Here is a 20,155-nt window from a genome sequence, read left to right as displayed (position 1 = left end):
ACATGGCAATAATCGTCAACCTTGATGTCATGCTGGCGCGACGTAAGATGAGCTTGACCGAGCTTTCGGAGATTGTCGAGATAAGCCTTCCGAACCTGTCTGTGCTTAAGACGGGCAAGGCTCGCGCGATCCGCTTCTCTACCATGGAAGCACTCTGCGAGGCCCTCTCTTGCCAGCCGGGGGATTTGCTCGAATACGTCGCCGACGGCACCGGACCATGAGCGTGCGGAGCTGGAGCAGCAGGTCGAAACGCTTCGACGCGACATACGAAAGTTGGACCTCGAGCGCGACATCCTCAAGAAGGCGAACGAACTGGTAACAAAAGTGGGCATCGACCCGCAGCTCCTGAGCAACCAGGAGAAGACGATGCTGGTTGATGCCCTGAAACGCCTATGCGTTGCCGGAGTTGTTAGCCGTCCTGAGGCTTGCTCGCAGCTCCTACTTCTATCGCCGTGCACATCTGCTCGTCGCTGACAGGTATGCAGGCGCTCGTCGCGTCATCGCAGACACCTTCGAGCGCAATCACCGCTGCTACGGCTATCGTCGAGTCCGCGCGGCATTGAGCAGGCAAAAGGTCCTCATCTCGGAGAAGGTCGTGCGACGTTTGATGCGACAGGAAGGTCTGGCCGCAGGCACGACCGGACGACGTCGCTACTGCTCCTATCGTGGAGAAATAAGTCCTGTACCCGAGAAGCTCATCAATCGTGATTTCCGTGCAGCTACCGGCAAAGTCTCGGAATCGCGGCATAAACCAGTCCAGGATTTTAGCCGCATCCCCGTGGGTCAGGATTCGGTGCAAATCAACAGTCAGATCGACCGGTTGGCTCGCGCCAACACGTCCGACGAGAAAGAACGGCAAGTTGAACCTGCGGTCTAATCAGCCCCGGTCCACGAATATCATGGACCGGCGTTCCTCTGCTCTGAGAGTACTATCTATTCACAAAAGGATAGTCATGCGCACGACACGTTCTCGGGGCGTGCTTTATGACTGTGCCTCACACTGTGCGTCGTCGATGTTCAGAACTTGTGACGCAAGCCCACGACCACCACTCCTTGCGTACGTGCTCCCGCAGCAATGCCGGTGGACCCCATGGACGCTTCGGCCGGACCTTGACCGTTCTGCCCAATTGCGTGCTGGTACCCTGCAAAAGCATAAATATCGGTTCGCTTGCTCAGGAAGTAATCAGTTCCGATATTTACTTGATGGTACTTTGCCGACGAGTCACCCAAGGCCCGGGTGTAGTTATATGCACCGATTACCATGAAAGCTGGAGTCAGATAATATTGCGCGAATACCGAGCCGTTATAAAACCTCTGCGAGTCGCGGAACGAGGAAGCCGCATCCGGTGAGTATTGGGAATAACTAAAAGCCGCCCCGGTCGTGAATGATCCGACCACATGGTTTCCAGCAACCCGCGCGATATTGATCGACCTTGAACTCGCGTAGGCTGCGTTTACAGGCGAATTAATACGCTATCCGATGAGGTGGTGCCACGCTTACCGAGTGTTCCGTTCCCGTTGTCAATGTGAAGGAAGCCGCCGGCAACGCTAAAAGATCCACTCTGATAGGCCGCCGCTGCGCCCCAGGATTGCCCCGATCCCGAGGATCCAGCGACACCACCGAGTCCATACATGACCTCCGCAGACGCTCCCTTCCACGAAGGACTTGCCCACTTTACGGCGTTATTGAAACGCGCGCTGGAGTCGTAGTTGTCGATATCGCCCGGCGTGGCAAACCATCCACTGTATATATCAGCGGTGAGCCCCTGCTCCAAATCCGTCAGCGGGTCAAACTGCCTACCTAAGGTCAGCGTTCCGTATTGGCTGCTTGCGATACCGACGAACGCCTGCCGGCTAAACAAAACACCCGGCGTGGCGAACGAGCCGTTTGTGGGTTCTGTCGCGCTAACGCGGTGCGCCAGAATTCGCATTCCCTCACGGATCACGAACGAGATGGGCGAAACGAAGAATTCATCGCGCGCGACGTCTCCTGCGGGGATCGGCAAGGTTCTCAAGCGCTTGCACTATCCGCTGGACGTGATTCTTCTGTGTGTTCGCTGGTATGTGGCGTACTCGCTGAGCCTGCGCAACCTCGAAGAATGATATGAACGCCTCCCACCCGTGAGCGGTGGGGGCGAAGAAGGAAGGTGGACCCTCACGGGCCGACGGCATCAGAGTGCCCAAGGTGGAAGATCATGCAGCTCTTCACAGGAAAACCGGAGGGTCCGACATGAAGTTTGCGACAGTAGGTGTGGACATTGCAAAGAGCGTGATGCAGCTCCATTACATCGACGTGGAAACCGGCGAGATCGTGAACAAACCGGTCAAGCGTGTGGCATTTCTCGAACACTTTGCGAACCGGTCGCCGTGCCTGATCGGAATGGAAGCCTGCGGAGGCTCGCAGCACTGGGCGCGCAAGCTCACGGCGATGGGCCATCAGGTGAAGCTGATGCCAGGGAAGTTCGTGAAGGTTCCGGTGCAAATAGGCGGTCCGGACAAGATTTTAGTTATAAAAACGATCCCTAATCAACAAAACAGAACGGCTTCCCAGACTGCGGGTGCAGCAGTATCTTTGAGACCGAGCTTCGCGAGATTGAATTGGCTTTTGCGAATACGATGCATCAATTCAATGCCGGCCAAAGTGATCGCCGCGTTCCTGAAACGTTTGAAGCCGAGCATGACTTTCGTCCGGAACTTGATGTTGCGGTGATCCTGCTCGACCAGATTATTGAGATATTTCGAGGATCGGACCTTCGTGTCACTAGGCAGCAAGCCATCGGCCTTCATCTCGCGCACGGCGCGGTGCGAGGCTGCATAGCCATCAAGTGTGATTGTGTTCGGTGGCTGATCTTGATGTTTCATCGCCTTCCTGAAAAAGGCTTTTGCCGCTTGCACGTCGCGCTTCGCACGGAGCATGAAGTCAACCGTCAGGCCAGCCCGATCAACCGCTCGATAAAGATAGACCCACTTGCCGCGCAGCTTGAGGTAAGTCTCGTCGACTCGCCACGCCCGGCCGGTGGGTCTGCCAAAGCGGTTCCATCGTTTGACGAACTCCGGCGCAAAGCGCCGCACCCAGCGCAGGATCGTCGTGTGCGCCAGCGACAGACCCCGTTCTGTCATCATCTCGACCAGATCACGCAGGCTGAGCTTGTAGCGCAGATACCAGCGAACGCACAGAATGATCACATCTCGGTCAAAGTGACGGCCTGCGAACAGTTCGTCCAGGCTTTTCAGCTTGCTCATCGTCGGTTCTCAATTCGTTCAGCCCAACACCTTAACCGATTTGCCGCCGCGCGATTTGCACCAGATCCCTTTTTGATAACAGCCGGATTGCCACGCCCCGCCGGATTGGAGATACGAACCCGTCGAGGGCGGTCCGAAATGCTCCGCCTACGCGCGACGCTCATGCCGGGGAGCCAGTATTATTATGTCGACGATAATCGCTGGGCAGCAGCGGGCCGCTACAAGGCTCCTTTGCCCGCGCAGGAATTATCGCCACGTCAGACAAAGCACTCAAACCACTCATGGAAACACTTGATTCCGAGCCGCAAATCGTGGCGAATGGCCGCGGCGTGTCATTCGGCCTCGCAAGACGGGGCACCACCGTCGAATGCCTCATCACGATTGCAGCGCTCGAAGCCTGCTTCTGGCTTGAACCTCGCGCCAGCGACGCCCGGGTGCTGAAGACCTTCCGTGACGGATACAGCCGCATCCGCGCAATCGCCGAACGCAAGCTGCTCGCCCATCCCTGCGCACGCCTCGAACTGACGCCGGACGATTTCAGGCGCCGCTGATTGAAGCGAACGACGCTGGTTACGCCACATCGCTATCCGCAAGGAAATCTCGGGTTGCGCAAACTTCGCATGCCCTTTTTCACGCTGAGCGAAGTCGTCGCCTGCTATCCCATCCTGCTGCGAAACGGGGTTGCGGCGGAGCTGAGCTCGAGGCCGTGACCGCTTGACCGTTAGTTGCACCGCCGTCACCGCGGCGGGTTGCGAGGACGCGGCCAGCCGCAATATCCGTTGGGTTTCCGTGTTGGGCCTTGTGCCTGATGAACCCCTCGCCTGCGGCGATCGTCTCAGGGAAAAGTATCCGTGGCGGCGCACTGATGGGTTGGCGCTTTGGCCATTCAAAGGGCGGATGACGGCGCAGTCCGGTCGTCGGCGCCAGCTTTCCGATGCCGGCAACTCGGCCATTGCGGCCGTTGGGACCTAGTCATCACTACGTCCGCAATGTGGCCGACTGCGGCCGGCGGTTTCGCTTCGTCACCGAGCGACAGCTTTCTTGACCAGCGAACTCACACTCCCGACCCGTTTGAGTCACTCAGTCAGCATCGGCGCGAGTCCGCTCTCCCGCCGATATGAGACATTCGCAACCAGCGCGGTAGTGACTAGCATGACGGTCAAACCTGCAGACAGCAGACGATGCCTACTGGGGAGCATCCCTCTCCATGGTCGATAAGGTGCACGGAAACACCTCGACTCTCGCGTCATCCTGGCTCGTATAGCCCTGTCTTTTTTGCGCGAATGTGAGGCTGTACCAGGAGAACAGCAATTACGCTCAAACTTAACATTGTCAGGGCGAACATCAACCCAGAAGAAAATTGTCCGGTGCGGTCACGCAGAAAGCCAACCACTACGGGACTCAGCGCGGCGCCGGCCGTGCCAAACGCGTGAATCATCGCGATTCCAGCAGGGCGATTCTTTTCCGGCAAGACGTTCGCGACGAGGGTCCAGAACACGCCGTAGCCTCCGTATGCGCCGACCGCACAGACGATCAGGCCGCAAAGCGTCATAGCAGGCGCTCCACCATACAAAATAATGCTTAAGCCAAGCCCGGCCGCCACAGATGATGAGATGACGTGCCATTTGCGCTCGTTGCGGGCGTCGGAGCTTGCACTCCATATCGGCATGGCGATCGCAGCCGCAAGCGCAGGAAGAGCCGCAAGCCAACCAAAGTGTAAATAGTGACCTCCTGGATAGGCGTTTCGTAAGATCTGCGGTGTCCAGGTTGTCATCACACTCAAGGTAACAAAAAGGCCGAGATTCGCGATCGCTAGCAGTAGTAAGTCAGGTCCTACGATCCCGACGCCCCACCTACGATGCGATTGGATATTTCCACCGTGAGTTGAATCCCGCCTATCCTCTGTTCCGACGCGAAGAAGGGTTTCGAGAATTCGCTTGTCTTCAGAGGTAAGCCAGCTTGCGTACTTCGGGCGATCCGTCAGGTAGAAGATGGCTATGATGCCGAGAACGACCGATGGCAATCCCAACAGCAAGAACAGCCAGCGCCACCCTGCCATTCCGAACAAGCCATCGAAATCAAGGATTGCGCCAGAAAGGATTGACGAAACCACACCCGCTACTGGCATGGCCAGGAGAAACCAACTGTTCGCGCGCGCCCGATAAGCCGCCGGAAACCAGTATGTAAAGTAAAGCAGGAGGCCCGGAACCATGCCTGCCTCGGCGACACCCAGAAGGAATCGGATCGCCAGCAAGCTATTTGGCCCGACCGCAAATGTGGTCGCCGCTGAAACGAGCCCAATCGTAATCGCGATACGTGCCAACCACACGCGAGCGCCGACCCGAGCCATGATGAGATTGCTCGGGATTTCGCACAACACATAACCCACGTAGAAAATTGCCGTACATAGGCCAAACATTGTGGCCGTGAGCTTTAGCTCATGACTCATCGTCAACGCTGCAAACGCGATATTATGCTTGTCGATCTGTGCGCACAGCAGAAGCAACGCGGCAAACCAAAGTATGCGACGCGAGACTTTTCCAACTACTTCACGCTGGCGCTCGGGAGTTTCAATCTCATCCATTTGATTGTGGTGGGGGCGCTGCATCGATGAACCTCCTACATAGCGTACCAATCGAGCCAAAGTTCAGGACTCGGGGAAATTCCCTTCAGCTTGAGACACACCCAGTCGGACAGCCGTAATCGCGAATGTGCAAACCGGAGATTCAGCTGACCAATCAATCTGAAAACCCGAGCGACAGATTCAGTTCTGCGCGCCTTGACAGCCAGACGCCAGGGCGGTAACGCGGATCCCCATAAACATCCAGAAGCCCTTTCAGCACCGCTAGTATCCGACTGGCACCAATATGGTCGCCGAGCGCCAGAGGTCCACGCGGATAGCCAAGTCCCAGTCGAACCGCAGCGTCGATGTCTTCAGGTGTTCCAATCCGCTTCTGGGCGATTTCGCATGCTGTATTCACGATGCAGGCGATCATGCGCTGCGCTACGAACCCTCCGGAGTCGCGAAGGGTGGAAACCGGTGCGCCGTCGATCCCAAAGAGCGCCTGCGCGCGCGTAAGCATTTCTTCCGTGGTTGCCGGAGTGGGCATAATCACGCGCCGCGAACCGTTGCCGAATCCCAAAAGCGTGTCCACTGCCACGACACGCGTTGCGTCGAGTTCCTCTGATATCGCGCAAGTGGTCGCATCGTGGCCGAGCGGTGTAACGACAATCAAGGCGTTGTCACTCGGCTCACTGCTTGTCTCTACTTCGACGTCCAACGCCCGGAGCAACTCAAGCACCCGTCTCGCTTCATCGGGATGGCGATGGCTCACCCAAACCGGGGCGGTGCTCCATTGAGCCGTTCCCTGCGCGCAGATTGATTTCGACATCGTCGATGTGTCGGCATACTCGTAGAAGCCCGATCCACTCTTACGCCCCAACATCCCGCCCGCAAGACGGATCGCTGTAATCGGCGACGGGCGGAACCTTGGTTCGTCGTAGAACTGGCGATAGATCGACTCCATCACAGGATGCGATACATCCAGACCGGTTAGGTCCAGCAGCTCGAACGGACCCATGCGGAAACCCATCTGTTCACGCACGATGACGTCAACAGTCGGCTCGTCGGTTACACCCTCCTGAACGATGCACAAGCCCTCAGTATTGAGCGCACGCCCAGCGTGGTTCACGATGAAGCCAGGCATGTCGCGGCAACGGACGGCTGTATGGCCGAGTTGCCTGGCCAGCGAAACAAGCCAGTCGATCGTGGTGTCGCTTGAACGTAGCCCGCGCACCACTTCCACGACTTTCATGAGCGGCACCGGGTTGAAGAAGTGATATCCCGCAACCCGCTCAGGAAGACGACAGGTCGCGGCTATTGCGGTAATCGACAACGAAGAAGTGTTCGAAGCAAGCACAGCATCGTCCCGCACGACTTCTTCAAGTTGAGCGAACAACGAACGCTTCACATCCAGCTTTTCGACAATTGCTTCGACCACGAGATCGCAATCAGACAGTGCACCGATCGAGTCCTCCGGATGAATGCGGTGCAGTGCTTCCTGCGCTTGCTCCGAGCTTAGTTTTCCTTTTGCGGCCAGCTTGTCAAGAATGCTGCCGATGGCGGCGACGGCGCGACCCGATGCGGCAGGGTTGACGTCCATGAGTCTGACTTCCAGACCTGCCATTGCAGCAATCTGAGCGATACCCTGACCCATGGCTCCGGCACCGACGATTCCAATCTTTGCGTCCTGGACGTCTTTCATATCGGCCTCAGACCCGTTCGATCGCGATTGCGATGCCTTGACCCACGCCGATGCACATCGTGCAAAGCGCGAAGCGACCGCCGGTACGCTGCAACTGATAGCTAGCGGTCGAGACCAGGCGCGCGCCGCTCATGCCCAACGGATGGCCAAGTGCAATGGCGCCACCGTTCGGATTGACGCGCGGATCGTTGTCAGCGACGCCGAGCATGCGCAGCACGGCGAGACCTTGCGACGCGAACGCTTCGTTCAGTTCGATCACGTCGAACTGGTCAATGGTCATGTTCAGTCGTTTGAGGAGTCGCTGGGTTGCCGGCGCTGGCCCGAGACCCATCACGCGTGGCGCAACGCCCGCGGTCGCCAGCCCGAGGATTCGAGCGCGCGGCACAAGGCCAAAACGCTTCGCACTGTCCTCGTCCGCGAGGATGAGCGCGGCCGCGCCATCGTTCACGCCCGACGCATTGCCAGCCGTCACGCTGCCATCCGGACGTACTACGCCCTTTAGTTTGGCGAGCGCTTCCAGGCTTGTTTCGCGCGGATGTTCGTCCTGCGACACGACGATCGGATCGCCCTTTTTCTGAGCGATCGTCACGGCGACGATTTCCTGCGCAAGGGTACCGTCCTTTTGCGCACGCGCTGCTTTCTGCTGGCTATGTAAAGCGAACGCGTCCTGGTCGGCACGGCTCACCTTGTAGTCGTCTGCGACGTTCTCAGCTGTTTCCGGCATCGAATCGACGCCGTATTGCGTTTTCATCAGTGGGTTGATGAAGCGCCAGCCGATGGTCGTATCCTGGATATCGGCCTGACGGGAGTACGCGGAGGTCGCTTTGCCCTGCACGAATGGCGCACGGCTCATACTCTCCACACCGCCTGCGATGAGGAAACTTGCCTCGCCCGACTTGATGGCACGCGCGGCGACGCCGATCGCGTCCATGCCTGAGCCGCACAGGCGGTTCACCGTCGTTCCTGGCACGCCTTCCGGCAAGCCAGCCAGCAACGTCGACATGCGCGCGACATTTCGATTGTCCTCTCCAGCCTGATTCGCGCAGCCGAAGATCACTTCCTCGACCGCGTTCCAGTCGACATCCTTGTTGCGTTCCATTAACGCCCGCAGGGGCACGGCGCCGAGATCGTCGGCTCGTACCGACGACAGCGCGCCCGCATATCGGCCAATCGGTGTACGAATCGCGTCACATATGAAAGCGTCTCTCATGAAAATCTCCTGTAGTTACGCGACCGCACGCGCGAAATGCCACGAGGCCGCAGCATTGCGTCGGTTCCGTATCGATCACTTATCTGATGTCCGTCCGAGTGGACAGATGCGATATATAAGACTCAGGTCAAAACATTTGACGCATTCGACGATGCGCAAAAGCGGGCTCTACGCGCCGCGATATACCGGTCGGCGCTTCTCCAGGAACGCGCGCATGCCTTCCTCCTGATCGCTCGTGTCGAAAAGAAGCTGGAACGCCTTGCGCTCGAGAAGCAACGCGCCTTCTAGTGGCAGGTTCTGTCCTGCATTGACGATCTCCTTGATTGCGCTGACCGCGAGAGGTGGCATGCCGGCGATGGCGCTCGCCAGCTCAAGTGCCCGCTTCAACGCGAAGCCAGTTTCGGCAATCTCGGAAACGAAACCCATCGCGAAAGCCAATTCCGCATCAACCGGTTCACCAGTCAGGACCATCTTCATCGCCTGATATTTTCCGATGGTGCGCAGCAGCCGTTGCGTCCCACCCGCGCCGGGCATGATGCCGACGCGAATCTCCGGTTGACCAAATCGCGCGCCGCGTCCCGCGACGATCATGTCGCATGCAAGCGCTAATTCGCAGCCACCGCCGAGGGCGTAGCCTTCTACCGCCGCAATTACCGGCTTGCGACACGCATTGACGGTCCGGAACACACGGCCTGTGTCACGCGCCGTGTGCTCGCGAGACGTCATATGCAGCATCTCGTCGATGTCGGTGCCACCAATGAAGAAAGAGTCGCCGCCAGTCAGTACGACCACGCGCACATCCGGGTCAGCGTCTGCGGCAGCAAACGCCTCATCAAGTTGTCGCTTGACTTCAAGGCTAAGCGCGTTACGTCGTTCGGGGCGATCGATGCGAATGACTGCGATCGCCAGTTCAGGACGCTCGCAGATCACGACCTTTGCTGCGTCCGGTTCGGATGTATTCATAACAGCCTCAATTCTGAGTCGATCATCGGCCCTTGAAGACCGGCGGGCGCTTTTCCACGGATGCGCGTGTCGCCTCGCGCGCATCCTCGGTGTACATCAGCTTCGTGCTGTAACCCTGCTCGTGTTCATAGCCGGCTTCGAGCGGCATCGATTCGACGTCATTGAGCGCCTGTTTCGCGAAGCGCAATCCGAGCGGGCTTTTCGCTGCAATTTTTGATGCCAGCTTAAGTGCAGCTGGCATTAGCTCATCAGGCTCGACAACCTCATCGACGAGCCCTAGCCTGAGTGCTTCCTGCGCGCCAATCGGTTCGCCCGTGAAATACATACGCCGAAGCGCACCTTGCGGAATCAAACGACCGTGATGAGCTGCGCCCCCGCAGCGGCCAACATTGATTTCAGGCGTGCCAAAACGTGCGTTGCTCGCTGCGATACGGATGTCACATACGGTTGCGAGCACAGAGCCCGCGCCGAGGGCTGGGCCGTTGATCGCGGCAATGACGGGAATCGGGCAGCGATACACGGCGGAGAACGTCCTGCGCACGATGGCCGCGCGCTCGGGATCCTGCTCGGGCGTTGCGCTCAGGAATTCGTTCAGGTCCAAACCCGCGCAGAACGCGCGATTGCCCGCGCCGGTAAAGACGGCGCAATGCACATCGAGCTCTTTACCGAGGTTTTCAAACAGGTCGCCTATTGCGCAGTAATCTGCGAGAGTAATCGCATTGACCGGCGGCCGGTCGAGCGTGACGATAGCGACCCCGTCGCGCTTTTCGATATTCAATGACATGGGTATCCTTTCTTGAATGAAGAGCGCAATCAATCCTCGAATCGATAGAGACGCGCAGGGTTATCTACGAGGATGGTGTTCCGCAAGGAGGCGTCATCCACCCATTCATAAAATGTATCCAGCAAATCGCCCACATCCGGTGCGGCATCGCCCATCCGGACGAAAGGCCAGTCCGAACCCCATACCAGTTGTCGTGCATTCGCCTCGATCATGAGGTCGTGGAAAGGACGCAAGTCCTTGTAACCGGGCGCCTGCTTCGATACCCGGCAAAGAGCAAGCTTTACGCCGATGCGTCCCTCACGGAGCAACGCGAGCACATTCTGAAAGTCACGATGGCCAGTTCCAAGCGAAGGATCGAAGCACGTCATATGTTCGAACACCACGGACAGTCCTTCGCACTCAAGCGTCTCCGTAATCGCGGGCACATCGCTGCATCGTGCCCAGACCTGCGCGTGCCAGACGAGCGCCTTCATGCGGCTTGCGAGCGACAACGCAACGTCCAGCCCAACACTTCCTGCGAATGGCTTGCCGGTTTGCGGGCTCGGCATCTCGTTGAAGCGCAATGCGCGTACGCCGTTGCTGTCGAGGTGTTGCAACGCCTCGTCGGTCGCGTCGCGCTGGGTCACCGCGACGCCACGAATTCTTCCGCCACCCGCCTGGAGCGCCGCTACCAGCGCTTCATTATTGATTCCGTATGGCGCCGGTTGAACAAGGACGCCACGTTTGGCGCCAATCGTGTCGAGCATCGTGAGATAGGTCGCGCAAGGCGCGAGCGGCGGTGGATAGCTCGACGCTGTCGTGAACGGAAAGTCCTGATACGGGCCGAACACATGCGAGTGCGCATCGCAGGCATTATCGGGAAGCCGATTGCGGGGCGAGTGCGCCATCTTGGCGGGCACGACGTCGAGGGGGCGAAGAGGATCCGTAAAATTGCTCATGACGTCACTCTCCGCCGCCAGGTTCTGTGCGCCGCATCGATTCGCGCTCGGCAAAACGTGCGTGCCACGCGGCGAGCGCCGGATGCCCGTCGCGCCATTGCAAGTCCGGCAGGCGGAAGTCGTAGTAAGAAAGCACGCAGGCAATGGCGATGTCGCCGATCTGGATCGCGTCAAGCCTCAATTGCGATGCGAGTTTCTCCAGCGCATCGAGCGAAGCCGCCGATTTGACCTTGAAGGCCGCGAGCCATTCCGGTCGTTGTTGCGACTGAGGTTTGTTGCGCTCCTGGCGCCAGAGCAACAACACATCAAGCAAGCCATCAGCAAATGCCTGCTGCTGCAATGCGACGAATCGTTCGCGCCCCTCGGCGGGAAAGAGACATGCGCCGTCGTGCAACGTGTCGAGATATTCGCAGATCACCGATGAATCGAATAACGCCAAACCGTCGTCAAGCACGAGGGTGGGCAACTTGCTCAACGGGTTGTCAGGCAGCAGGTCGAGATTGGGCCTGTCCATGGCCACGGGAGAACGTACGCAATCGAACTTGTCGGCAGTACCCGTCTCGTACGCGCACACCATCACTTTGCGGACAAACGGCGAGCGCGGCGACCAATGCAGTTTCATGTACTTATCCTTCAGGAACGTTAAGGAACACACGAACCTGCCGAATCACATGATGCAGATACGACCCGTCTTTCGTGTTAGGTCAATTATATGGCCTTTTGACCTAAAGACACGAGAAATTAGGTGGGTGAAAACACTGATAACGCCTGGCCACGGACGCTGCGCCCAGCAGCGCCCGCGGCGCGCGCCTAGAGAGCGACCTTGATGTCCAGACGAATGACATCGCCCCGGTACACGCCGTTGCCGACAAAGACGATCGTTCCGTCGGCGTCAGTTGCGGTGCGATAGGCGTGCGCAACCGGCGCATTGAGCGGGATCTCAAGCATGCGCGACAGTTCCACGTCGGCGGTGCCGATAGTAATTGTCTGATGGATCTCCTGCAGCTTGAGATCGGGCATGTCGCGCAGTATGCGCATCGTCGTGTACTGCTTGAATGCGGACTTCGGGATGCGCCGGCTCAGGCGTTCGTCTATGTACGCATCGCCAAGGTAATAAGGCTGGCCTTCGCGCGAATGGCGTCGGCGCCAGTGCTGATAGGACGGTGCAAGCTTGCCACTGGTATGCAGGACGTTGGCGGGCATCACGCCCTTTTCTGTCTTCAGCAGCTCGATGGTTGCGCCTTCAGCGGCAAGCAGCAAGCCGGACAGATCGGTTGGCACCTCGCACCAGAGCTGGCTTTGCGGTTTCTGGATGACGAAGGTGCCCTTGGCGCGGAAGCGCTCGATGAGCTTATCCTCCTCAAGAATGCCAAGCGCCTGGCGAACGGTGGCGCGGGCGACTGCACATTCTTCGGCGAGTTCGTCGACAGTCGGTATCTGCTCGCCGACGTTCCACTGACCGGATTCGATGCGCCGCCTGAAAAGCGTGGCGAGCTGGATGTAGCGGGCAACTCCGCTCAGGCTGAAATCAATGGCTGGTTCTTTCAGGGCCGCCTCTGTACTCATTGCAACTCCGGATGGTGTCATATGGCCCTTCCGGCACGGCTGCTCCGGGCAGCCCGCACAGCGGGAACCCTCATAGTTTAATCGAAAGAACCAGTTGTCTAGCTTACTGACTTTTCTACCGACGTCTGTCAAGGTTTTTAGCCTGTTAAGCCGCGGCTCCCGGCATCGGCATTTACCGGCCGCCCGCCACAGAGCAGCGTGCAAGAGTCGGCAAGGCCTCGCCGGCTGAGCTCGAATGAGGGATGGGCTCGAGCGGCGGCGAGACATCGTCGGGCAACGGGATCTGATGGACATTGAGGGTCATCGACACCAGCGTGTAGTAACCAATCACCGCTCCGAGTTCCACTACGCCCACGTTACCCCAGCGGAGCATCACGCGTTGATAGACTTCCTCCTCCACGTTGCCGGTTTGTTGCAGTTGCCGCGCGAACTCGTAGACGTCGGCTTCCTCCGCATCATTGAAGACAGGCTGCACACCGGTCCTGATCGCGTCCAGGGCGGTTTGGCTCAGGCCAGCGCGCAAACCTGCTTCGGCGTGGATATGCCATTCAAGCTGGCTGTTCCAACGTCGCGCCGTGACGGCGATCGCGAGCTCGGTCAAACGCGGCGGCAAGGTCGTCCCATAGCGCAAGATTTCGCCGAAGCGTTGCCAGCGGTCGGCCAGTTCAGGACGATGCAGCGCGGCGCGCAAGGGACCGACGACAGTGCCGCGCGGTCCGTCGACGACGGCCTGGTAGACGCGCTCCTGCTCAGCGGTCATCGAGTCTGGAGAGAAAAGAGGAATGCGGGCCACGTTCAGTCCTTGAAAATTGATGTCATACGATCGGCTGGCTCGATGCGTAGGGCTCACCGGGACGCGATACCGAGTTCGCGCAACACTTCTTCCGTGTGCTGTCCAAGCGTCGGTGGGGCACGATCGAAGCTCAACGGCGAGTTGCGCAGTCGAATCGGACTTACCACCTGCGGAACGGTACCCGATACCGGATGAGGGAGATGGCGCAGCATCTCGCGGTGCTTTACCTGAGCGTCTTCGAAAACCATCGGAATCGTGTTGATCGGGCCGCACGGCACGGTGGCGGCGTCGAGCTTTCCCAGCCAGACGGCGAGATCGTCCTGAAGCAGCGCTTCGCGGATGATTGCGAGCAGCGGTGGAAGGTTGCGCACGCGCTGCGCATTGGTCGCGAAGCGCTCGTCGTCAGCCAGTTCGGGACGCGAGATGACTTCGCAGAATTTGCGGAACTGGCCATCGTTACCCACCGCGAGTACAAGGTAGCCGTCCCGGCACTTGAACACATCTTGTGGCTGTATGTTCGGGTGTTTATTGCCGTTGCGCGCTGGCGTCTTCCCTGAGACGAGGTAGTTCATTGCCTGGTTGGCGAGAAACGCGACCTGGACGTCCAGCATGGCGACGTCTATGTATTCGCCTTCGCCCGTTTCATTACGACGCGCGAGGGCCGCGAGAATGCCAACCGTCGCGTACATGCCTGTCATGATGTCGACAATCGGCACACCAACCTTCTGTGGGCCACCGCCGGGTTCGTCGTCCCGTTCGCCTGTCACGCTCATCAGGCCGCCCATCGCCTGAATCATAAAGTCATAGGCAGCATTTTCCGATCTGGGTCCATCCTGGCCAAACCCGGTGATGGAACAATAGATCAGGTCGGGCTTGACTGCTTTCAGGTCATCGTACGCGAGACCATATCGCTTCAGGGCGCCCGCCTTGAAGTTTTCGAGTACAACGTCGCAATGCGCAGCAAGCGCCCGCACGGTTTCCTGCCCCTCAGGCGTCGCAAGGTCAACTGCGACCGAACGTTTGCCGCGATTTACCGACAAAAAATATCCCGACTCCTTTGACGACGTGCCGTCGCTCGACTTCAGGAACGGGGGCCCCCAGGTGCGGGTGTCGTCGCCAACTTCGGGGCGTTCGACCTTGATTACGTCTGCACCAAGGTCCGCGAGAATCTGGCCGCTCCACGGCCCTGCCATGATGCGACTGAGGTCGAGAATCCTGATGTGGGAGAGAGGTCCGCTCATGATTTGTCCAATGAAAACCAATATTCGCGCAGCCGCGAAAATCATGCGACCGTGCTTCCATGAATTGTTGACGACGGCGGTCGGATGCAACGCCGGCCTTCCATGTGCCCGCGCCGATCGCGATGCTCTGTTGGCGGGGTATGCGTCGCATTGTGGACGGTTCTGCTGTCCGAGACTGCTCGTGAAAACCCTATAGGTCATGTTATTGACTTTTATGCCCGCGAGTTTTCTAATTCGTCCATCGACTGGGCTCGCTCGTGTCGATCTGTGAGTCAAACGAGGAGACATCAGTGACTATCCGAACATCCGCGTCGCCTACCATCGATTTATCCGCAGGTGCCACTGCGGATAACGCCGTCTACAAGAAACTGCTCTGGCGCCTGATGCCGCTCCTGATGCTGCTCTATATCGTTGCGTTCATCGACAGGTCCAATGTTGGCTTCGCGAAGTTGAACTTCCTGCGTGACCTGGGTTTGTCCGAAACAGTGTTCGGGATCGGGGCCGGGGTCTTCTACGCGGGATACATGCTTTTCGAGATACCCAGCAATATGCTGCTGGCGAAAATCGGCGCCCGGAAGACATTCCTGCGGATCATGCTTCTTTGGGCTGTTTGTTCTGCGGGGCTTGCAGCCATGTCCGGTCAGAACAGTTACTACCTTTGGCGGTTTTTACTGGGCGCTTCCGAAGCGGGACTGTTTCCCGGCATCCTGCTTTATCTGACCTACTGGGTGCCCGTCTCGCGCCGGGCTCGGTTTACCGCACTATTCATGGCCTCTATTCCCATTGCGGGAGTGATCGGCGGCCCGCTGTCGGGGCTAATCATGCACACGATGAACGGCGTCGCGGGACTGCACAGCTGGCGGTGGCTTTTCCTGATTGAAGGCATCCCTCCGTTGCTGCTCGTTTTCGTCGTGCTACGACTCCTGCATGACACGCCTGCAAATGCGCCGTGGCTCACGCCCAATGAAGTGGCCATTATCGAGCGTGACTTACGTGCCGACCGCGAGGCGACCGTTTCAACAGCACACAAGTCTTTCGGCCAGGCGTTGCTTTCTCCTCGTTTCTATCTGTTGACAGGAATGGGCGTCGCCCTTCTCGCAAGCACTTCGAACGTGTTTTTCTGGTTACCGACAATCATCAACCGCACTGGCATCACCGATTTGTGGACGATCGGCGTATTGTCGTCGCTCCCGTTTATCGCCGGGTTCGTTTGCCAGTATTTTGTGGCTCGACACTCCGACGCCCGCAAGGAGCGCCGCTGGCATGCTGCCCTCTCTGGTGTGGCTGCAGCGATTGGTTGGGCAGCTCTGCCGCTAGTGTCAGCGGACCCAGCATTGTCGGTTGTCGCGTTGATCGTTACCGCAGCCGGAACCTTCGCGGCGATGGGGCCTTTCTGGTCCATGCCGAGCCTGTATCTCAGCAAGGAAGCCGCGGCGGGCGGCATCGCTTTGATCAGCACGCTCGCCGGTCTTGGCAGCCTGGTCAGCCCGGGCATTGTCGGCTGGCTCAATCAGACCACTCACACGCTCGCTGCCGGTCAGTACTACCTTGCAGCGCTGATGATAATCGGAGCGACAACCGTTATCGCGATCGGCCGACACGACAGGCCCATAAAGACAGACCGCGCCTGAAATCGGCGCCGGCATGCCGGGAGTTTAATCCCTCGGCACCTCAAGCAATCACCCAGATGTCTACGCGAGACACCGTACCCCGGTCTCTCCATTGGCGAAGCGTTGCCGCCGTTTTCTAACAGATCTGAATACTGGAGACTATTAATGAAAAAGCATTTCTACTCGTTTTGCGCGATGGCTGCGGTTGGCACCTTTGCCACTGCTGCCTATGGTCAAAGCAGCGTCACCCTTTACGGCATTATCGATGTCGGTCTCAACTATCAGTCGAACGCCAATGGTGGACGGCTGTTTGCGATGACGAGCGGCGTAAACCAGGGCAGCCGCTTTGGGCTTCAGGGAAGCGAGGATCTGGGTGGAGGGCTTAAGGCCATCTTCCGGCTGGAAAACGGCTTCGATGTGACGAACGGGCGACTCGGTCAAGGTGGTCTGATGTTCGGTCGGCAAGCCTACGTCGGGTTATCGAACCCGTATGGCACGCTAACATTCGGCAGACAGTACGACTCGCTTATCGATTTCGTCAGTCAGTACTCGGTAAGCAATCAGTGGGGAGGATACATTTCTGCTCATCCAGGTGACCTCGACAACTTTAACTACAGCTTTCGTAGCAACAACGCGGTGAAGTTCACTAGCACAAATTACGCGGGCTTCTCATTTGGAGGCACGTACAGTCTCGGCGGCGTCGCGGGCGACGTGACCCGAAACCAGATCTGGTCCGTGGGTGCTGGCTATACTCACGGTCCATTCTCGGCGGGCGTTGCCTACCTCAACGCCCGCAACCCCAACACGAGCCTGTTCGGAGGAAACTCCGCCACGGCCGCAACGGCGACCGCCGCCAATGCAACGTCGCCGGTTTATCGCGGCTTTCTGTCCGCGCACTCGTATCAGGACATTGGTGCAGGCGCGTCATACACGTATGGTGCCGCCACATTCGGCGCGACCTACTCGAATATCAGTTTCCGCGGCATGGGCGATACCACTTCAGGGCCAAACCCGAGCCGGTACACGGGTAACGCGACATTCAACAACGCCGAGGTGAACTTCAGTTATCAGATCACGCCCGCGTGGATGGCCGGCGTCGCTTACGACTACACAAAAGGCGGCTCGAACAACATCAACGAAGGCGCGACCTATCACCAGGCCGAGGCCAGCACCCACTACTACCTGTCCAAAAGAACGGACGTCTACCTGTCCGCAATTTATCAGCATGCGTCCGGTGTCGATTCGACGAATCACGATGCAGTCGCAGCCATCAATGTCCTGACGCCGTCATCGTCTGACAGCGTGAAAGTGATACGTGTCGGTCTGCGTCACAAATTCTGACGAGGGCATCGACGGGGCTGCCTGGCAGGATCTCTCATCGACACAGTTCAAGCCTTCGATGGCGTCGCGCGCAGGCATTCTGCGCCTTACTCCGTATGCCCTAGTTCACTCAGCAACTTTGCGGCCGGCGTTGCCGACTTGCAGGGAGATAGAAATGCACAGCACTGAGAAAGTTTCCCGTATTGGCACCGTCACGGCTGCAGTCATCATTCTGTCCGGTGCGGGCGGTTGCGGCGGCCACATCGACAGCAATAACTCCACGCCCGACGCCCAGCAACTTGCCGCAAATTGTACGTCGCTTGCGTCGAAGGGCGGAGCATCGTCGTTCCCGGTGAGCGGTACAAATGTACTGAGCAGCGTGGTGGTTCCCGCGACCCCAACCGCGCCTCAACAGTGCCAGGTCGATGGCGTCATCAATCAACGAACCGGCGTCGATGGGCAAAGCTATGCGATCCATTTCCGTCTTCGTCTGCCGATCACGGGCTGGAACGGACGCTTCTACATGGGTGGCGGTGGCGGGACCGACGGAACGCTTGTCGACCCTTCCGATGTCGCGGCGTTGGGATACGCGACCATAGGCACGGACTCCGGACACGACAACGTCGCGGACAATGGGTTGAACGCTGGCGGCACGGCTTCGTTCGGCGTCGATCCTCAGGCCCGGATCGATTTCGCCTACAACTCCTATGATGAAGTAGCACGCACGGGCAAATCTGTCGTCGAAGCGTTCTATAGACACCCGGCGTCCTATTCCTATTTCGTAGGATGCTCGGAGGGTGGTCGCGAAGCTATGTTGATGTCGCAAAAATTTCCCACGTATTTTGATGGAATCGTTGCAGGTGACCCGGCGTTTCATCTGCCGCTTGGACCTATGAGCGGCCTGTATTCGACTCAGCTTTTCGCCGGTCTGGCCACGCGTATGGGGCTCACACTTTCAAACGGAGACCCCGCCATTGCCAAAACCTATTCCGATGCTGACCTAATGCTGGTGAGAGGTGCCGTTCTAAGTGCATGCGACAGCCTCGACGGACTGGCTGACGGCATCGTCGACAATCTCGCGGCCTGCACAGCGCCACTCGTCGAGGCGAAGTTGACTGAGGTCCAATGCTCTGGCGCGAAAACAGCTAGCTGCCTGACCGCCGATCAGATAACCACGCTAGAAAAAGCCTTTGCCGGTCCAGTAGATTCAAGCGGAAAGCAACTCTATTCGGACTGGCCTTGGGATGCAGGTGTGAGCGCGCAGTCGGGCACAACATATAGCCAGAACTGGCGCTCCTGGTGGCTCGGCACCTACACTTCGGCAACTAACAATGCGACCAAGCTCGTGTTCGCCCCCGCCGAAGCCGTTGCCTACACGACGCCGCCGCGCCTGCCTATCTCGGCTGCCGACGCACTGAGCTACTCGCTCGGTTACAACTTCAACACTGACCCGCAGACGCTCTACCAGACCTCGGGAATCTACACACAGTCCGCGGCGCAATTGTATTTCACCGACAACACCGATCTTTCCGCATTTAAAAGTCACGGCGGCAAGTTGATGCTGTACCAGGGAGGCTCCGACTCGTCGTTGTCGAGAAATGATCTGGTGAACTGGTACAACTCGATGAATAAAACGATGGGAAACAACGCTCAGATGTTTGCACGACTGTATCTTGTCCCGGGCATGAACCATTGCAGCGGCGGTCCAGCTACCGACAACTTTAATATGCTGCCGCAACTTGTGAACTGGGTCGAAAATGGCGTGTCACCGGATTCGGTCCTTGCCAGCGCAACGAACCCAGGATACTTCAACGTTGCATCGCGTACCCGCCCGCTGTGTCCTTATCCTAAACAGTCACGCTACAAAGGAGCCGGGGACATTAACGTTGCAGCGAATTTTTCCTGCCAGTAGTGGGTGAGTGGCAGCCAGCTTTGCTGGTTGCCACCACGGTCACACAGCATCAATTGTCGGAAGTCCGCTGATGACTCGATTTCGGCCACTCGAATAGGATCGACGAACGTCGCGAATTGGCCGGCAGTACGCGTCCACCCACCTCGCCGGAAAGCCGACGTTGAAAACGCCAACGTCAGCTCTGTAGAACGTTCACGGAACTGGTGCTCTCGGCCATCAAGCGCGATTCGCCAGTAGCGTCAGTGAGACGTTCCGTAAGCGCGCATTAGACGGCGTCCCTTGCGCATTGCCATGCGACATGCGTCAGGCC

The 20,155-nt window shown here is 58.4% G+C and carries 18 protein-coding genes and 3 pseudogenes; 8 read left to right on the top strand and 13 right to left on the bottom strand.

Features of this window, described 5'->3' with window-relative positions:
• The first annotated feature begins 2 nt into the window (after window positions 1-2).
• Window positions 3-221 carry a helix-turn-helix domain-containing protein gene (locus ACFSNN_RS30905; RefSeq protein ID WP_134465980.1) on the top strand — a complete coding sequence of 73 codons (219 nt, stop codon included), beginning with the start codon at window positions 3-5 and terminating at the stop codon, window positions 219-221.
• A pseudogene (locus ACFSNN_RS30900) lies at window positions 208-724 on the top strand (IS3 family transposase); the annotation flags it as partial. The gene ACFSNN_RS30905 and the pseudogene ACFSNN_RS30900, both read left to right, overlap by 14 nt.
• A gap of 293 nt (window positions 725-1,017) precedes the next feature.
• On the opposite strand, the gene ACFSNN_RS30895 reads toward ACFSNN_RS30900, so the two are convergent.
• Both ACFSNN_RS30895 and ACFSNN_RS30890 read right to left on the bottom strand, forming a co-directional pair.
• Window positions 1,018-1,398, bottom strand: coding sequence for a porin (locus tag ACFSNN_RS30895; protein ID WP_377688929.1), 381 nt, complete (start codon window positions 1,396-1,398; stop codon window positions 1,018-1,020).
• Between the two features lie 56 nt (window positions 1,399-1,454).
• Window positions 1,455-2,006: a porin gene (locus ACFSNN_RS30890; protein ID WP_244323215.1), complete on the bottom strand. Its 552-nt coding sequence runs from the start codon at window positions 2,004-2,006 to the stop codon at window positions 1,455-1,457.
• Between ACFSNN_RS30890 and ACFSNN_RS30885 the strand changes: the two are divergent.
• Window positions 1,954-2,100 (top strand): annotated as a pseudogene (locus tag ACFSNN_RS30885) (IS6 family transposase); the annotation flags it as partial. The gene ACFSNN_RS30890 and the pseudogene ACFSNN_RS30885 overlap by 53 nt on opposite strands.
• A gap of 130 nt (window positions 2,101-2,230) precedes the next feature.
• A pseudogene (locus tag ACFSNN_RS30880) lies at window positions 2,231-2,470 on the top strand (IS110 family transposase); the annotation flags it as partial.
• 56 nt (window positions 2,471-2,526) lie between these two features.
• Here the strand turns inward: ACFSNN_RS30880 and ACFSNN_RS30875 are convergent.
• Window positions 2,527-3,243 (bottom strand): IS6 family transposase, encoded by a 717-nt coding sequence (locus tag ACFSNN_RS30875; RefSeq protein WP_134465981.1) that lies wholly within the window; start codon window positions 3,241-3,243, stop codon window positions 2,527-2,529.
• Between the two features lie 281 nt (window positions 3,244-3,524).
• On the opposite strand from ACFSNN_RS30875, the gene ACFSNN_RS30870 reads away from it, so the two are divergent.
• The gene (locus ACFSNN_RS30870; protein WP_134465982.1) at window positions 3,525-3,794 is read left to right on the top strand and encodes a DUF1488 family protein; all 270 of its coding nucleotides are present in this window, start codon (window positions 3,525-3,527) and stop codon (window positions 3,792-3,794) included.
• A gap of 695 nt (window positions 3,795-4,489) precedes the next feature.
• On the opposite strand, the gene ACFSNN_RS30865 is transcribed toward ACFSNN_RS30870, so the two are convergent.
• From ACFSNN_RS30865 to ACFSNN_RS30820, 10 genes are all read right to left on the bottom strand, one after another.
• Window positions 4,490-5,851 carry an MFS transporter gene (locus ACFSNN_RS30865; RefSeq protein WP_134465983.1) on the bottom strand — a complete coding sequence of 454 codons (1,362 nt, stop codon included), beginning with the start codon at window positions 5,849-5,851 and terminating at the stop codon, window positions 4,490-4,492.
• A gap of 130 nt (window positions 5,852-5,981) precedes the next feature.
• A complete protein-coding gene (locus ACFSNN_RS30860) occupies window positions 5,982-7,607 on the bottom strand; it encodes a 3-hydroxyacyl-CoA dehydrogenase (protein ID WP_134465984.1) in 1,626 nt (541 codons plus the stop codon).
• Window positions 7,516-8,718 carry a 3-oxoadipyl-CoA thiolase gene (gene pcaF / locus ACFSNN_RS30855; protein WP_134465985.1) on the bottom strand — a complete coding sequence of 401 codons (1,203 nt, stop codon included), beginning with the start codon at window positions 8,716-8,718 and terminating at the stop codon, window positions 7,516-7,518. Before pcaF ends, ACFSNN_RS30860 begins: the two co-directional genes overlap by 92 nt.
• Window positions 8,719-8,886: 168 nt before the next feature.
• Window positions 8,887-9,648, bottom strand: coding sequence for an enoyl-CoA hydratase-related protein (locus ACFSNN_RS30850; protein ID WP_377747692.1), 762 nt, complete (start codon window positions 9,646-9,648; stop codon window positions 8,887-8,889).
• 55 nt (window positions 9,649-9,703) lie between these two features.
• A complete protein-coding gene (locus ACFSNN_RS30845) occupies window positions 9,704-10,498 on the bottom strand; it encodes an enoyl-CoA hydratase/isomerase family protein (protein ID WP_244323217.1) in 795 nt (264 codons plus the stop codon).
• Complete coding sequence (locus tag ACFSNN_RS30840) at window positions 10,495-11,457, bottom strand: amidohydrolase family protein (RefSeq protein WP_377747693.1); 963 nt, start codon at window positions 11,455-11,457, stop codon at window positions 10,495-10,497. Before ACFSNN_RS30840 ends, ACFSNN_RS30845 begins: the two co-directional genes overlap by 4 nt.
• Complete coding sequence (locus ACFSNN_RS30835) at window positions 11,408-12,025, bottom strand: glutathione S-transferase family protein (RefSeq protein ID WP_134465988.1); 618 nt, start codon at window positions 12,023-12,025, stop codon at window positions 11,408-11,410. The genes ACFSNN_RS30840 and ACFSNN_RS30835 overlap by 50 nt, the downstream gene beginning before the upstream one ends.
• 188 nt (window positions 12,026-12,213) lie before the next feature.
• Window positions 12,214-12,969 carry a GntR family transcriptional regulator gene (locus tag ACFSNN_RS30830; RefSeq protein ID WP_134465989.1) on the bottom strand — a complete coding sequence of 252 codons (756 nt, stop codon included), beginning with the start codon at window positions 12,967-12,969 and terminating at the stop codon, window positions 12,214-12,216.
• Window positions 12,970-13,141: 172 nt separating this feature from the next.
• Complete coding sequence (locus ACFSNN_RS30825) at window positions 13,142-13,762, bottom strand: carboxymuconolactone decarboxylase family protein (RefSeq protein ID WP_134465990.1); 621 nt, start codon at window positions 13,760-13,762, stop codon at window positions 13,142-13,144.
• 53 nt (window positions 13,763-13,815) lie between these two features.
• Window positions 13,816-15,003: a CaiB/BaiF CoA transferase family protein gene (locus tag ACFSNN_RS30820; protein ID WP_134465991.1), complete on the bottom strand. Its 1,188-nt coding sequence runs from the start codon at window positions 15,001-15,003 to the stop codon at window positions 13,816-13,818.
• 290 nt (window positions 15,004-15,293) lie between these two features.
• On the opposite strand from ACFSNN_RS30820, the gene ACFSNN_RS30815 reads away from it, so the two are divergent.
• The 3 genes from ACFSNN_RS30815 to ACFSNN_RS30805 all read left to right on the top strand — a co-directional run bounded on the left by ACFSNN_RS30815 (window position 15,294) and on the right by ACFSNN_RS30805 (window position 19,845).
• Window positions 15,294-16,634 (top strand): MFS transporter, encoded by a 1,341-nt coding sequence (locus tag ACFSNN_RS30815; RefSeq protein WP_134465992.1) that lies wholly within the window; start codon window positions 15,294-15,296, stop codon window positions 16,632-16,634.
• Between the two features lie 144 nt (window positions 16,635-16,778).
• Complete coding sequence (locus ACFSNN_RS30810; protein WP_134465993.1) at window positions 16,779-17,954, top strand: porin; 1,176 nt, start codon at window positions 16,779-16,781, stop codon at window positions 17,952-17,954.
• 154 nt (window positions 17,955-18,108) lie between these two features.
• Complete coding sequence (locus ACFSNN_RS30805; RefSeq protein WP_166799445.1) at window positions 18,109-19,845, top strand: tannase/feruloyl esterase family alpha/beta hydrolase; 1,737 nt, start codon at window positions 18,109-18,111, stop codon at window positions 19,843-19,845.
• Window positions 19,846-20,155 lie beyond the last annotated feature (310 nt).

This window comes from Paraburkholderia dipogonis, assembly GCF_042680985.1.
Lineage (GTDB): Bacteria > Pseudomonadota > Gammaproteobacteria > Burkholderiales > Burkholderiaceae > Paraburkholderia > Paraburkholderia phytofirmans.
The sequence above is the reverse complement of the archived record's forward strand: the minus strand, read 5'-3'. Positions and strand labels throughout refer to the sequence as shown.